The organism is Faecalimicrobium dakarense (genome assembly GCF_000499525.1).
GTDB classification, from domain to species: Bacteria; Bacillota; Clostridia; order Peptostreptococcales; family Peptostreptococcaceae; genus Faecalimicrobium; species Faecalimicrobium dakarense.
On the sequence record NZ_HG529418.1, the window covers coordinates 41,697 to 55,334 of the forward strand.

Annotated in this window: 16 protein-coding genes; 11 read left to right on the forward strand and 5 right to left on the reverse strand. The window is 29.0% G+C overall.

All coding sequences use genetic code 11. The features are described 5' to 3' along the window. Nucleotides 1-118: 118 nt before the first annotated feature. The 5 genes from jag to rpmH form a co-directional block, all read right to left on the reverse strand. Nucleotides 119-745 (reverse strand): RNA-binding cell elongation regulator Jag/EloR, encoded by a 627-nt coding sequence (jag, locus tag BN899_RS15960; protein WP_042277497.1) that lies wholly within the window; start codon nt 743-745, stop codon nt 119-121. Next, a complete protein-coding gene (locus BN899_RS15965) occupies nt 717-1,418 on the reverse strand; it encodes a YidC/Oxa1 family membrane protein insertase (protein WP_042277498.1) in 702 nt (233 codons plus the stop codon). Before BN899_RS15965 ends, jag begins: the two co-directional genes overlap by 29 nt. Nucleotides 1,419-1,449: 31 nt before the next feature. After that, nucleotides 1,450-1,692, reverse strand: coding sequence for a membrane protein insertion efficiency factor YidD (gene yidD / locus BN899_RS15970; protein ID WP_330362587.1), 243 nt, complete (start codon nt 1,690-1,692; stop codon nt 1,450-1,452). 35 nt (nt 1,693-1,727) lie between these two features. Next, nucleotides 1,728-2,081 (reverse strand): ribonuclease P protein component, encoded by a 354-nt coding sequence (gene rnpA, locus BN899_RS15975; RefSeq protein ID WP_042277504.1) that lies wholly within the window; start codon nt 2,079-2,081, stop codon nt 1,728-1,730. 77 nt (nt 2,082-2,158) lie between these two features. Continuing rightward, nucleotides 2,159-2,293, reverse strand: a complete 135-nt coding sequence (gene rpmH, locus BN899_RS15980) for a 50S ribosomal protein L34 (protein ID WP_042277507.1) — start codon at nt 2,291-2,293, stop codon at nt 2,159-2,161. Nucleotides 2,294-2,960: 667 nt separating this feature from the next. Between rpmH and dnaA the strand changes: the two genes are divergently transcribed. The 11 genes from dnaA (at nt 2,961) to BN899_RS16035 (ending at nt 13,556) form a co-directional block, all read left to right on the forward strand. Next, nucleotides 2,961-4,280, forward strand: coding sequence for a chromosomal replication initiator protein DnaA (gene dnaA / locus BN899_RS15985; RefSeq protein WP_042277510.1), 1,320 nt, complete (start codon nt 2,961-2,963; stop codon nt 4,278-4,280). A 242-nt stretch (nt 4,281-4,522) separates the two neighbouring features. Continuing rightward, nucleotides 4,523-5,629, forward strand: a complete 1,107-nt coding sequence (gene dnaN / locus BN899_RS15990; RefSeq protein WP_042277512.1) for a DNA polymerase III subunit beta — start codon at nt 4,523-4,525, stop codon at nt 5,627-5,629. Nucleotides 5,630-5,737: 108 nt separating this feature from the next. Further along, the gene (gene yaaA, locus BN899_RS15995; protein WP_042277514.1) at nt 5,738-5,944 is read left to right on the forward strand and encodes a S4 domain-containing protein YaaA; all 207 of its coding nucleotides are present in this window, start codon (nt 5,738-5,740) and stop codon (nt 5,942-5,944) included. A 15-nt stretch (nt 5,945-5,959) separates the two neighbouring features. Continuing rightward, nucleotides 5,960-7,075 carry a DNA replication/repair protein RecF gene (gene recF / locus BN899_RS16000; RefSeq protein ID WP_042277516.1) on the forward strand — a complete coding sequence of 372 codons (1,116 nt, stop codon included), beginning with the start codon at nt 5,960-5,962 and terminating at the stop codon, nt 7,073-7,075. Beyond that, on the forward strand, nt 7,076-8,977 hold the full coding sequence (gyrB, locus tag BN899_RS16005) for a DNA topoisomerase (ATP-hydrolyzing) subunit B (protein WP_042277518.1): 1,902 nt from the start codon (nt 7,076-7,078) through the stop codon (nt 8,975-8,977). It begins immediately after the preceding gene. Between the two features lie 17 nt (nt 8,978-8,994). After that, complete coding sequence (gene gyrA, locus BN899_RS16010) at nt 8,995-11,421, forward strand: DNA gyrase subunit A (protein ID WP_042277521.1); 2,427 nt, start codon at nt 8,995-8,997, stop codon at nt 11,419-11,421. A 65-nt stretch (nt 11,422-11,486) separates the two neighbouring features. Beyond that, a complete protein-coding gene (locus tag BN899_RS16015; protein WP_042277522.1) occupies nt 11,487-11,771 on the forward strand; it encodes a YtxH domain-containing protein in 285 nt (94 codons plus the stop codon). Beyond that, nucleotides 11,771-12,028, forward strand: a complete 258-nt coding sequence (locus BN899_RS16020) for a hypothetical protein (protein WP_042277524.1) — start codon at nt 11,771-11,773, stop codon at nt 12,026-12,028. The genes BN899_RS16015 and BN899_RS16020 overlap by 1 nt, the downstream gene beginning before the upstream one ends. A gap of 23 nt (nt 12,029-12,051) precedes the next feature. Then, nucleotides 12,052-12,369, forward strand: a complete 318-nt coding sequence (locus BN899_RS16025) for an STAS domain-containing protein (RefSeq protein WP_042277526.1) — start codon at nt 12,052-12,054, stop codon at nt 12,367-12,369. Between the two features lie 24 nt (nt 12,370-12,393). Beyond that, nucleotides 12,394-12,780 (forward strand): ATP-binding protein, encoded by a 387-nt coding sequence (locus tag BN899_RS16030; protein WP_042277538.1) that lies wholly within the window; start codon nt 12,394-12,396, stop codon nt 12,778-12,780. Next, the gene (locus BN899_RS16035) at nt 12,780-13,556 is read left to right on the forward strand and encodes a SigB/SigF/SigG family RNA polymerase sigma factor (protein ID WP_042277529.1); all 777 of its coding nucleotides are present in this window, start codon (nt 12,780-12,782) and stop codon (nt 13,554-13,556) included. Before BN899_RS16030 ends, BN899_RS16035 begins: the two co-directional genes overlap by 1 nt. Nucleotides 13,557-13,638: the final 82 nt, after the last annotated feature.

A 13,638-nucleotide genomic window follows, 5' to 3' on the forward strand; every position in this document is an offset into this window, starting at 1 on the left:
CTCTTAGTATATAAATTTTTAAATTAATCCTTCGTTACTTTTAATTGTTTCCTTAATCTTAACATTATATAAAATAAATAACAAAAATAAAACCCCCTATTATCTAGGAGGTTAAGTTTTATCTTTTATACTCTATTACTAGTCTTCTATATGGATCAGTTCCTTCACTATATGTAGTTACATACTTGTCATTTTGAAGAGCAGAATGAACTATTCTTCTTTCATAAGGATTCATATAGTCTAGCCTTTTAGTTTTTCTAGTTTTAGCTACTTCTCTAGCTACTTTATTTGCATATCTTACTAGAGATTCTTCTCTTTTAGATCTATAATTCTCGATATCTACAAGTACTCTCATATTAGAATCCTTGTTTATTTTGTTAAGAGCAAGTCCTGTTAAAAATTGTATAGAGTCTAGAGTTTCCCCTCTTCTACCAATTAAACATGCTGCATCTTTACCTTCTATATTCACTTTGATTAAATTATTTTCTTGGCTAACATTAACATTAGCTTCGACATTTGCATTTTTAAGTATGTTACTTACAAATTCATGTGCTAAATCAGTTTCTCTTTCAATAACTGTAAATTTGTATGTACCTTCTTTCGAACCTATAAGTCCTAAAAACCCTTTTGTTGGAGCTTCTAAAACTTCAATTTCTACATCTTCAACTTTAACTTTTAGTTGTTCTAATGCCTTTTTTAATGCTTCTTCTTGGTTCTTACTTTTTATTTCTAGGCTTCTTCTCATCTATTACTTCCTCCTTAGAATTAGCCAGTTTAGCTTTTAAAGGATTCATTATTAAGTAGTGTTGAGCTATAGCAAATAAGTTACCTACAGTCCAGTATAATGTAAGACCTGCTGGGAAAGAGAATCCCCAGAATAGCATCATCCCAGACATAACATATGTCATGATTTTCATTGAACCTTGTTGTTGATCCTTTGGCATCATTAACATTTGCATTCCAAACGTACTCGCCCCTGAAAGTACAGCTAATATATAATCTGGCTTAGTTAAACTTTGTATCCATAAAAATCCTACATCTGCATTTGTAAATGCAGCTTGATTAGCAAATACACCATAAGCTACAGGGTTTTTTAATACATTAAATAATGCTATTAATATTGGCATTTGTATTAATAGTGGTAAACATCCTGCTAATGGATTAACTTTGTATTCTTTGTATAGATTCATTATTTCTTGTTGTTGTTTCTCTGGCTTATTTTTATACTTTTCTTGTATTTCTTGCATCTTTGGTTGCATATCTTGCATTGCTTTTGTAGACTTTGTTTGCTTAATAGTCAGTGGTAATAATAATAACTTTACAAATATTGTAAATAATATTATTGCAACACCATATTGTTGAACAAATTCAAATATTATCCTTAGGACGTCTCCTAATAAATTACTTATCAAGTTCAATTTCTCTACCTCCTAGAGTACCTTATCTATTTTATTTTAAAGGGTCGTAGCCTCCTGGATGAAATGGATGACATTTTGACACTCTTTTTATTGTTAAAAACATACCTTTAAAAAAACCGTACTTTTTAAAGGCTTCTAATGAATATTGTGAACACGTTGGATAAAATCTGCAGGTTGGTCCTTTAAGTGGAGATATAAACTTTTGATAAAATCTAACTAGATAAATACATAATTTAGAAGAGTATTTATTTAGTTGGCCTAATATAAAAGTTATCCTTTTCAAATTCAAAACCTCCTGTTAAAACATTTTTATTTATTTATATCTATAATGTTAGACTTTTTAGCTAAATGTTTTATAGATTTTTCTATATCTTTATATTCAGAGTCCTTACTTGAAACTCTAGCTATAAAAACTATATCAAAACCTTCTTTAACGTTTTCATCAATATTTAGTCTATAACATTCTTTTATTCTTCTTCTTAGTTTATTTCTAGTGATCGCATTTCCAACCTTTTTAGATACCGAAATCCCTATCCTACTAGAATCTGATTTATTTTCAAGTATATACATTACTAAATATCTATTTGCAAAAGACTTGCCGTGTTTATACACTTTCCTAAAATCAGAGTCTTTTTTTAAACCTTTTGTATTTTTAAAGTCCATCTTAAATCCTCCATAAACACAGCCTCTAATATAAATTCCTACACAAAAAGGCCACTTTTAGTGGCCTTTTTTAATTATTAATGAGTTAATCTATTTCTTCCTTTAGCTCTTCTTCTTCTTAACACGTTTCTTCCGTTAGAAGTTTTCATTCTTTTTCTAAATCCGTGTTCTTTCTTTCTTTGTCTTTTCTTTGGCTGATAAGTTCTTTTCATTTATTGCACCGCCTTTCAGATTTTATTTCCGTTTATTAAAAATAATAACTTTACCCTCAAAGTAAACATAACACATACAATTATAAATGCTTTTATATTTGTTGTCAACGTGTTTTTGGACTGTTGAAATAACAAAAGTTCTTCTATTAATATCTCATTTATTTTTACGCATATTTTATACAAATAAAGACCTAAAACAATTGTCGATAAGTCTTAGTATTATGTCGATATTTTTCGCTATATATATAAGGAAATACTATTGTGTACTAATTTATCAACAAGCACTTAATATTGTGGATAAATTGAGTATAAAATATTGAAGTTTGGCATTTATTCTGATATTATTAATATACTTGTGGAAAATGTTAATTACATATACTAACTTATCAAGGTTATACACAAGCTGTGGATATAAATGTGAATAACTTATAACTAATAAGATAATACTTTAGTTATAATCTACATTTATTATATATTGATACTATTTATAACTTTATATACATATTGTTTATATCTTTTTACTTTTAAGGAATAATTTTTGTTATTAATATATTATCCACATCGTTATCCATAACTTTTATTATTATGTAAAATTTATCTGAAATTTTGCGATTTTTGTTAATAACTTTGTGGAAAATGTTAATTATTCTGTTCGGAGGTTTATATTATGGATATAGTTTCTTTATGGGACAAAACACTACAATTAATAAAAGGAGAGTTATCTCCTCCTAGTTTTAATGCTTTTTTCAAGCAAATCGTACCTTTAAAAATATATATGAGCGATTTAATACTTTTAGTTCCTAACGATTTTACTAAAGGGATACTAGAAGATAGGTATTTAAATCTAATAGAAAGCTCAGTAAACCAGCTATCATTAAAAAAATACAATATTAAATTTGTTTTAAATGAAAAAGACATTGAGGGATTAGGTGAAGAAAACAAGACATCTAATATAAAAAAGAACTATCCAAATTTAAATCCTAAATATACATTTGATACGTTTGTAATAGGTAACAGTAATAGATTTGCTCACGCTGCATGCGTTGCAGTTGCCGAATCTCCTGCTAGAGCGTACAATCCTCTTTTCTTATACGGAGGCGTTGGACTAGGTAAAACTCACTTAATGCATGCAATCGGTCATCATATAATGACACAAAAAAAAGATCCTAAGGTTGTTTATGTGTCTTCTGAAAAATTTACAAATGAGCTTATAAATTCAATAAAAGATGATCGAAATGAAGAATTTAGAAATAAATACAGAAATGTAGATATTTTATTAATAGATGATATTCAATTTATTGCTGGAAAGGAAAGAACTCAAGAAGAATTTTTCCATACATTTAATTCATTACATGAAGCAAATAAGCAAATAATAATTTCTAGTGATAGACCTCCAAAAGAGATACCTACATTAGAAGATAGATTAAGATCAAGATTTGAGATGGGACTTATAACAGACATACAAGCTCCTGATTTCGAAACAAGAATAGCAATACTTAGAAAAAAAGCTCAAATGGAAAACATTGACGTTCCAAATGAAGTAACTACTTATATTGCTAAAAATATTAAATCTAATATAAGAGAATTAGAAGGTGCCTTAACTAGAGTAATTGCATATTCTTCTCTTACTAATAGAACAATATCTTTTGAACTTGCATCAGAAGCATTAAAAGATATTATAACTACATCAAAAAATGAAGAAATTACAGTAAATAGAATAAAAGAAAAAGTATCTTCTGTATTTAACCTTAAAATGGAAGATTTCAACTCAAAAAAGAGAACTAGATCAATAGCTTATCCAAGACAAATAGCTATGTATTTAACTAGAGAACTTACAGACTTGTCTCTACCTAAAATAGGAGAAGAGTTTGGTGGAAGAGATCATACAACAGTTATTCATGCCCACGATAAGATTGTTAAAGATATACAATCAAATGACGAAATTAAGACTAAAATAGATAAAATGATATCAGATTTAAAAGGATAATTTTATAAACAATTGTCTGTGGATATGGTGTTGATGTCGTGTTTATAGTTTTTTTGTCTAAATTTTATTAACAAAATATTAGATTTACATTCACAAAGATATTAACATTCTATACACATGTTGATATCTTTGCGATTATTTAGGTACATATACTTATACACATTATCAACAACACCTACTACTATTACTACTAATTTTTTTATTTATTTTTATATATAAATGCCACAAGGAGGTTATCCACATTGAAAATAATTTGTAATCAAAAACTCTTAGCTAATAAAATAGGTATTGCTCAAAAAGCTATTAATGGAAAAACAACATTAGATCTATTAAAAGGTATCTTATTATCAGCTAAAGATGATCAATTAAAATTAACTGGATATGATTTAGAGATAGGAATTGAAACTTATACACAAGCTGAAGTAATACAAGAAGGTGAAATCGTAGTAAATGCTAGACTTTTTGGGGATATAATTAGAAAACTACCAGATTCATTTGTTGAGATAGAAACAGATGCTGAAAATAATGTATACATAAATTGCGTGAACTCTAGATTTAAAATAAAAGGAGATTCAGCTAAAGAATTTCCAAGATTACCTGAAGTAAATAAAGAGGATTTATATAACATACCTCAAGACTTACTAAAGAATATGATAAAACAAACAGTTTTTGCTATATCTCAAGATCAAACAAAACCTGTATTAATGGGTGAACTTTTAGAAATTGTAAATGGAGATATAAGTTTAGTTGCTATAGATGGATATAGATTAGCTGTTAGAAGTTGTAAGGTGAACAATATAACAAATGATGCTAAAGTAATAATACCTGGAAAGACTTTAACAGATGTAAATAGTTTATTATCTTCTGATGAAGATGTTAAATTAGGATTTGATGATAAAAATGCAATATTTATCATTAATGACACAAAAATAATAACAAGACTTCTTGAAGGTGATTTTATTGATTATAAAAAATTACTTCCAAGAGAACATAATTCAAAAGTTAAGTTAAATACAAAAGAACTTTTAAATAGTATTGAGAGAGCATCGTTATTATCTCAATCAGAGAAGAATAACTTAATAAAATTATCAATAAGAGATAAATCTATGGCAATAACTTCTAATACAGATAGAGGTAACGTGTATGAAGAAGTTTCTTTAGAATTAGAAGGAGATTATTTAGATATAGCTTTTAACTCTAGATATTTTATAGAGGGATTAAAAAATATAGATAGTGAAGAAATATTCATAGAATTCACGACTAATGTAAATCCTTGTATAATAAAACCTGCGGACGAAATTAAATATACTTATTTATTGCTTCCGGTAAGAATATCATCAAATATATAGTACAGACATCAAACCCAACTAAATAAAAGTTGGGTTTTTGTAAGTAATTTTGTGATATAATATACTTTTAGCACATTGTGCTAGATTTTAGATTAGGAGGAACTAATGATGATTGAAATAGCTATAGATTCAGAATATATAAAGTTAGACCAATTTCTTAAGTTAGCTGATATTGCATCAACTGGTGGACATGCTAAGTATTTAATTCAAGAAGGCTTAGTTACAGTAAATGGTGAAGTAGAAACTAGAAGAGGAAAAAAACTAAGATCTCAAGATATAGTAGAGGTTGAAGGCAATAAAATCAAAGTAGTGTAAAAAGGAGTGCCTTTTATGCGACTAAATAGCTTACAATTAGTTAATTACAGAAACTACGATAATTTACATTTAGAATTTAATAAAAAAGTAAATCTTCTTGTGGGAAGAAATGGTCAAGGAAAAACTAATATAGTCGAATCTATATATATGTTAGCATTTGGAAAATCATTCAGGACTAGTAAGGACAAGGAGATTATAAAATTTAATAGTGAAAATTTATATGTTGGGGGAAATTTTTCAACTCAGCATACAAATGGTTTAATAGAGGTTGCTATTGGAAAAAATAAAAAAGGTATTAAAGTAAATAAAATTCATATTCAAAAAATCCATGAATTACTTGGAAACATCAACGTTGTGATATTTTCACCTGAAGATTTAAGACTTGTAAAAGAGGGACCGAAAGAACGAAGATTATTTATTGACAAGGAAATTAGTCAGATTATGCCGAAGTATTATAATTACCTTACTAGTTATAATAAAATTTTATTTCAAAGAAATCAGTTATTAAAAAGTAAGTATATAGACAAGGCTTTGCTGGATGTTTATGACGAGAGTTTAGTTCAATATGGTAGTTATATTTATATATTAAGACGAGATTTTATAAAAAAGATAGCTATTATATCTAAAAATATGCATGATAAGTTGACTGATGGAATTGAAGAATTATCAATTACATATAAAAATCAAATTAACATAAATGATGAAGATACAGTAGCTAGTGTATATAATAAATTTTTAGACAAACTTTCATCTAATAGAGAACATGATATGGAAACACGCACAACTAAATATGGATTACACAAAGATGATTTAAACATTTTTATAAATGATTTAGATGTAAGATTATATGGATCCCAAGGTCAGCAAAGGACTGCTTCAATTTCTTTAAAGCTATCAGAGATAGAATTAATCAATAATGAAGTTGGAGAATATCCAATATTAATTTTAGATGATGTATTTAGTGAATTAGATGAAACAAGGCAAAAACTATTGGTAGATAACTTAAGTGTAGTTCAAATGTTTATAACTACTGCCGAAGTTTCACATAAAAATATATTTGATAAAGCTAATACTACTATTTTCAATATCAAGCAAGGAAGCGTTATTAGTATAGAGAATGGAGGAATCTAAATGAAACAAGAATACGGTGCAAGTCAGATTCAAGTACTAGAAGGGTTAGAGGCCGTTAGAAAAAGACCTGGTATGTATATAGGTTCAACAGGTCCTAGAGGTTTACACCATTTAGTTTATGAAGTCGTAGACAATGCTATAGATGAAGCATTACAAGGTTATTGTTCTGAAATATATGTATCAATAAATAAAGATGGCAGTATATCGTGTGCAGATGATGGTAGAGGTATTCCTGTAGAAGTACATCCACAAACAGGAAAATCAACACTAGAAACTGTTTTAACGGTACTTCATGCAGGAGGAAAATTTGGTGGAGGAGGATACAAGGTATCTGGTGGACTTCACGGAGTTGGGGTTTCTGTAGTTAATGCATTATCAGATTGGTTAGTAGCAGAAGTTCATAGAGATGGAAACATATATAGACAATCTTATAAAAAAGGTATACCTACAAATAACCTTGAGATAGTAGGAGAAGCTAAGAATACAGGAACTATAATAAGCTTTATGCCTGATGCAACTATATTTGATGAGGTTGAGTTTAAATACGAAACTTTAGAGCATAGACTTAGAGAATTATCTTTCTTAAATAAAGGTATAAAAATAGTATTTGAAGACAAAAGAGAAGATCAAGAAAAGAAAAAAGAATTCCATTATAATGGAGGACTAGTTGAATACGTTAAATTTTTAAATAAATCTAGAACTGGAATTCATGATGAGATAGTTTATATAGATAAAAAAGTGAAAGATTGCGTTGTAGAGTTAGCAATGCAGTATACTGACGGCTATTCAGAGAACATATATTCTTTTGCTAATAATATAAATACACACGAAGGTGGTACTCACTTAGCTGGATTTAGAGCCGCTCTTACAAAAACAGTAAATGATTATGCTAAGAGAAATAAGCTTTTAAAAGATAGTGATCCAAATTTAGTAGGTGAAGATATAAGAGAAGGTCTTACTGCAGTAGTATCAGTTAAGCTTTCAGAACCTCAATTCGAAGGTCAAACGAAAACTAAATTAGGTAATACAGTAATGAGAGGTATAGTAGATAGCGTAACTGTAGAAGAATTAGGATCTTTCTTAGAAGAAAACCCTACAACTGCTAGAATCATAGTAGATAAAGGTCTTAGAGCACAAAGAGCAAGAGAAGCTGCAAAAAGAGCAAGAGAATTAACAAGAAGAAAAAGTGTATTAGAAAGCACATCATTGCCAGGGAAATTAGCTGACTGTGCTGAAAAGGATCCTGTTAAGAGTGAAATATTCTTAGTCGAAGGGGATTCTGCCGGTGGTTCTGCTAAACAAGGAAGAGATAGACATGCACAAGCAATACTTCCACTAAAAGGGAAAATATTAAACGTTGAGAAGTCTAGATTAGATAAAATATTATCTTCTGATGAAATAAAAAATATGATAACTGCATTTGGATGTGGAGTTGGTAATGATTTTGATTTAGAAAAAGCTAGATATCATAAAATTGTTATAATGACCGATGCCGATGTCGATGGTGCTCATATAAGAACATTAATATTAACATTATTCTTTAGATACATGAGACCTCTTATAGATAATGGATATGTGTATATAGCCCAACCACCATTATACAAAGTAAAAAAACAAAAGAAAGAACATTATGTTTATTCTGATGCTCAATTAGAACAATTATTAGAGCAAATTGGAAGAACTGGTATAGAGCTTCAAAGATACAAAGGTCTTGGAGAGATGAATGCAGAGCAGTTATGGGAAACTACTATGAATCCAGAAACAAGAACATTACTTCAAGTATCTATAGATGATGCAGCTATGGCAGATGAAGTATTCTCTATGCTTATGGGAGATAAAGTAGCTCCTAGAAGAGAATTTATAGAAGAAAATGCAAAGTTTGTTAGAAACTTAGATATATAGAAAGGGGATGAATATACATGGAAGAAAATAATAGAATACTCCCTATTGAAATAGCGGAAGAAATGAAAAAATCATATATTGATTATTCTATGAGTGTTATAGCAGGTAGAGCTCTTCCTGATGTAAGAGATGGGCTAAAACCGGTTCATAGAAGAATATTATATTCAATGAGTGAATTAAATTTAACACCAGATAAACCATACAGAAAATCTGCCCGTATTGTTGGGGACGTACTAGGTAAGTACCATCCACATGGAGATAGTGCAGTTTATCTAGCAATGGTTAGAATGGCTCAAGATTTCTCAACTAGAGGACTTTTAGTTGATGGACACGGAAACTTCGGTTCTGTAGATGGTGATTCACCAGCCGCAATGCGTTATACAGAGGCTAGAATGAGTAAGTTATCTTTAGAGTTATTAAGAGATATAGATAAAGAGACAGTTGATTTTACTCCAAACTTTGATGAATCTTTAAAAGAACCTTCAGTACTTCCTGCTAGATATCCAAACCTTTTAGTAAATGGATCTAATGGTATAGCAGTAGGTATGGCAACATCAATACCACCTCATAACTTAGGTGAAGTTATAGATGCAACAATTCATTTAATAGATAATGAAGAAGCTACAGTGGATGACTTAATACAATTTGTAAAAGGTCCAGACTTCCCAACATCAGCAATAATAATGGGAAAAGAAAATATCTCTGAAGCTTATAGAACTGGTAGAGGTAAAGTTAAGGTTAGAGCTAGAGCTTATATAGAAGAATTAGCTAAAGGAAAACAACAAATAGTTGTAACTGAAATACCGTATCAAGTTAATAAAGCTAAATTAGTTGAAAAAATAGCGGATTTAGTTAAAGAGAAAAAACTAGAGGGTATTTCTGATCTTAGAGATGAAAGTAACAGAAATGGTATGAGAATAGTTATAGAGCTTAAGAGAGATGCAAATGCTAATATAGTATTAAATAATCTTTATAAGCACTCTCAAATGGAAGATACATTTAGTATAATAATGCTTGCATTAGTAAATGGACAACCAAAGGTATTAAATCTTAAGCAAATATTATATCATTATGTACAACATCAAAAAGATGTAGTTACTAGACGTACTAAGTTTGAATTAAATAAAGCAGAAGCAAGAGCTCATATACTAGAAGGATTAAAAATAGCTCTTGATAATATAGATGCAGTTATTAAGCTAATAAGAAGTTCAAAAACTGGACAGGAAGCTAAAGCTGGATTAATAGAACAATTTAAATTATCTGAAATTCAAGCACAAGCAATACTTGATATGAGACTTCAAAGATTAACTGGACTTGAAAGAGATAAGATTGAAGCTGAATATGAAGAATTAATAAAGAAAATAAATGGATTAAAAGAAATATTAGCTAATGAAAGATTACTTCTTAACGTAATAAAAGAAGAAATGATGATAATCAGAGAAAATTATGCCGATGAGAGAAGAACTGAAATAACACATGCTGAGGGCGAAATAGATATGAGAGACCTTATAAGTGATGAAGAAATAGCTATAACGCTTACTCACTTTGGGTATATCAAGAGAGTTCCAGCAGATACTTATAAGAGTCAAAACAGAGGTGGAAGAGGAATCGCAGCTCTTACTACTAGGGAAGAGGACTTTGTAAGACATCTTGTAAGTACGACTACTCACAGTAGATTACTATTCTTTACTAATAAGGGTAGAGTATTTAGATTAAATGCTTATGAAATTCCTGAAGGAAAGAGACAAGCTAAAGGTACTGCTATTGTAAACTTACTTCAATTAGGACCTAATGAAAAGATAGCAACGTTAATAGCAATAGATGAAAATGATACAAATCAATACTTACTATTAGCTACTAGAAATGGTATAGTTAAGAAAACTAAACGTGAAGAATTTAAAAATATAAATAAATCTGGTCTTATAGCTATAGGATTAAGAGAAGATGATGAGCTTATAGATGTTAAGATTACAGATGGAAATAAAGATGTACTTTTAGTTACTAAAAATGGAATGTCTATAAGATTTGACGAAAATGACATAAGACATATGGGTAGAACTGCCATGGGAGTAAAAGGTGTAAGCTTATCTAAAGATGATAAAGTGGTATCAATGAACCTATCTGATGAAGGTACAGATTTATTAGTAGTTAGTGAAAATGGATTTGGAAAAAGAACAGACATAGCTGAGTACAGAACGCAAATAAGAGCTGGAAAAGGTATAAAGACATATAATATAGCTGAGAAAACAGGGAAACTTGTTGGAGCAGAAATGGTAAATGAAGATGACGAGATGATGATAATAAACTCAGATGGAGTACTTATCAGATTAAGAGTAAATGAAATCTCATTATTCGGAAGAGTGACAAGCGGAGTTAAGTTAATGAAAACTAACGACGAGGTTAATGTAGTTTCTATTGCTAAAATAAATATGGAGGAAGAATAGGATATTATCCTATTCTTTTTGCATAATCTAATACATAAAAATTTTAAATAAGAGGAGAATGTATTATGAGTAATAAAAAAGGAAAATATCTATTATTAGGTGCCTTTTTAGGATTTATAGCAGGCTTATTCTTTGCTCCTAAAAAAGGTTCTGAATTAAGAAGAGAAGCTAAAGAAAAATTTGAAGAAGTAAAAGATAATCCAAAAGATGTTCTACAAGAAACTTTTGATGGTGTAAAAGAAAAGATAAATACTTTAATCGATGAAAGTATTACTGAAGATGATATACAAATATCTGAAGATGAAATAGTGATAAGTAGAACTTTTGAGGATGAGGGAGAAGATAATTAATGGATGCAATGGGATGGCAGATAGGGGCTGTTTTAATAGGAGTATCAGCATTAATAGTAGCTATATATTTAAGCAAATTATTACAAACTGCAACACAAATTGTTGAAAAAGCATGTAGAATAGTAGATTATAATGAAAGATATATAAATGATACTATAGAAAATGTAGCATCAATAGCGAAAAATACAGAAGATATAGTTGATATGGCAAGTAAAGTTACGAGTATAACAAAAGTATTTAAATTTATGAAAAGATAATTAGATGCTAAGGAGGTTTATCAATGTCGATAAATATAAATTCAAAATTAGATTCACAAAATAGTTTTTGGGATATAAATTTAGAAGGTGAACTAGATGTATCTACAGCAGATAAGTTAAAAGAATACTTACACGGGCTAGTGGAACAAGAAGTGGTAGATATGAAAATCAACCTTTCTAGTTTAGAATACATAGATTCAACTGGATTAGGAGTAATGATAGGTGTACTTAAGAAATTAAGAACTAATGATAAAGAAATATATATAATTAATCCTAAAAGTAATGTTAAAAAGATTTTTACGATAACAGGTCTAGATAAAATATTTAAAGTGGAGGGATAAGCTTTGACTTGTGAAACTATAAAAATGGAAATAACTGCAAATCCTGAATATGTAGGTATTATAAGATTAACTACTTCAGGAATAGCTAACAAAATAGGTTTTTCAATAGATGATATAGAAGATATGAAGGTAGCTGTGTCAGAAGCTTGTACTAATGCAATTAAGCACAGTAATGATGATGTGTTCAATATAACATTTAGTAGATTAGAAAATGGGCTTACTATAGAAATTCAAGACAATGGTAAGGGTTACGATGTAGAAAATTCAGTTCAACCTGATTTAGAAAATCCAAAAGAAAATGGATTAGGACTATTTATAATACAAACATTAATGGATGATGTAAGTATAGAGTCAAAAGAAAATCAAGGTACAATAGTAAAGATGACTAAATATTTAGGAGTTGATATTTAATGAAAAATGTAGCTAGTGCTACAGATTACCTAAATATGGATACGAAAGAGCTATTTAAGATATATAGTAAAGATAAGAACAACAAAGAACTTAGAAACATTCTTATCGAAAGGCATCTATATTTAGTAAACTTGCTAGCGAAAAAGTATATAAATAAAGGTGTTGAGTTTGAAGATATATATCAGGTTGCTTCATTGGCACTAATATATGCTATAGATAGGTATGATATAGAAAAAGGATATGAATTTTCTAGCTTTGCAACGCCAACTATAATAGGCGAAATAAAAAAATACTTTAGAGACAAAGTATGGACATTAAGAGTACCTAGACGTGTACAAGAGTTAAGCAAGAAAATAAGTGAAGCTAAAGTTGTTTTAGAACAACAAAATAAGAAACACCCTAAAGTTAAGGATATCGCTAACTATATTGGATGTAGTGAAGAAGATGTATTAGAAGCTATGGAGGCCTCATACGGATACCAACCTATATCTTTAGATTCATCAAGTAATGATGATTCTGAAGATAAAGATATAACTCTTATAGATAAGATAGGTCAGGAAGAAAGTAGTTTCTCTAATATAGAGCAAAAAGACTTTGTAAATAAATTTATGGAGAATTTAAATGAATTAGAAACTAAAATATTTAAAGATAGATTCTTCTTAGATAAAACTCAGTCAATAATAGCGAAAGAATTAGAAATATCTCAAATGACTGTTTCTAGGCTAGAAAGAAAGATAATAGAGAAGCTTAGAAAAGAATATGAAAAAAATATTTAAAAAACTTTAAAAAAAGTATTGACCTACTGTTTAATATATAGTATATTATTACTTGTCCTTAAGAAAAGGGCAAAATAAAAAT

Excerpts from the sequence above, each read along its gene's own strand:
- recF (WP_042277516.1), top strand. The coding sequence starts at position 5,960 with ATGCGACTAAATAGCTTACAATTAGTTAATTACAGAAACTACGATAAT.
- BN899_RS16020 (WP_042277524.1), top strand. The coding sequence starts at position 11,771 with ATGGATGCAATGGGATGGCAGATAGGGGCTGTTTTAATAGGAGTATCA.
- BN899_RS16035 (WP_042277529.1), top strand. The coding sequence starts at position 12,780 with ATGAAAAATGTAGCTAGTGCTACAGATTACCTAAATATGGATACGAAA.
- jag (WP_042277497.1), bottom strand. The coding sequence starts at position 745 with ATGAGAAGAAGCCTAGAAATAAAAAGTAAGAACCAAGAAGAAGCATTA.
- dnaA (WP_042277510.1), top strand. The coding sequence starts at position 2,961 with ATGGATATAGTTTCTTTATGGGACAAAACACTACAATTAATAAAAGGA.
- gyrA (WP_042277521.1), top strand. The coding sequence starts at position 8,995 with ATGGAAGAAAATAATAGAATACTCCCTATTGAAATAGCGGAAGAAATG.
- rnpA (WP_042277504.1), bottom strand. The coding sequence starts at position 2,081 with ATGGACTTTAAAAATACAAAAGGTTTAAAAAAAGACTCTGATTTTAGG.
- gyrB (WP_042277518.1), top strand. The coding sequence starts at position 7,076 with ATGAAACAAGAATACGGTGCAAGTCAGATTCAAGTACTAGAAGGGTTA.
- rpmH (WP_042277507.1), bottom strand. The coding sequence starts at position 2,293 with ATGAAAAGAACTTATCAGCCAAAGAAAAGACAAAGAAAGAAAGAACAC.
- BN899_RS16030 (WP_042277538.1), top strand. The coding sequence starts at position 12,394 with ATGGAAATAACTGCAAATCCTGAATATGTAGGTATTATAAGATTAACT.
- BN899_RS16015 (WP_042277522.1), top strand. The coding sequence starts at position 11,487 with ATGAGTAATAAAAAAGGAAAATATCTATTATTAGGTGCCTTTTTAGGA.
- yaaA (WP_042277514.1), top strand. The coding sequence starts at position 5,738 with ATGATTGAAATAGCTATAGATTCAGAATATATAAAGTTAGACCAATTT.
- BN899_RS16025 (WP_042277526.1), top strand. The coding sequence starts at position 12,052 with ATGTCGATAAATATAAATTCAAAATTAGATTCACAAAATAGTTTTTGG.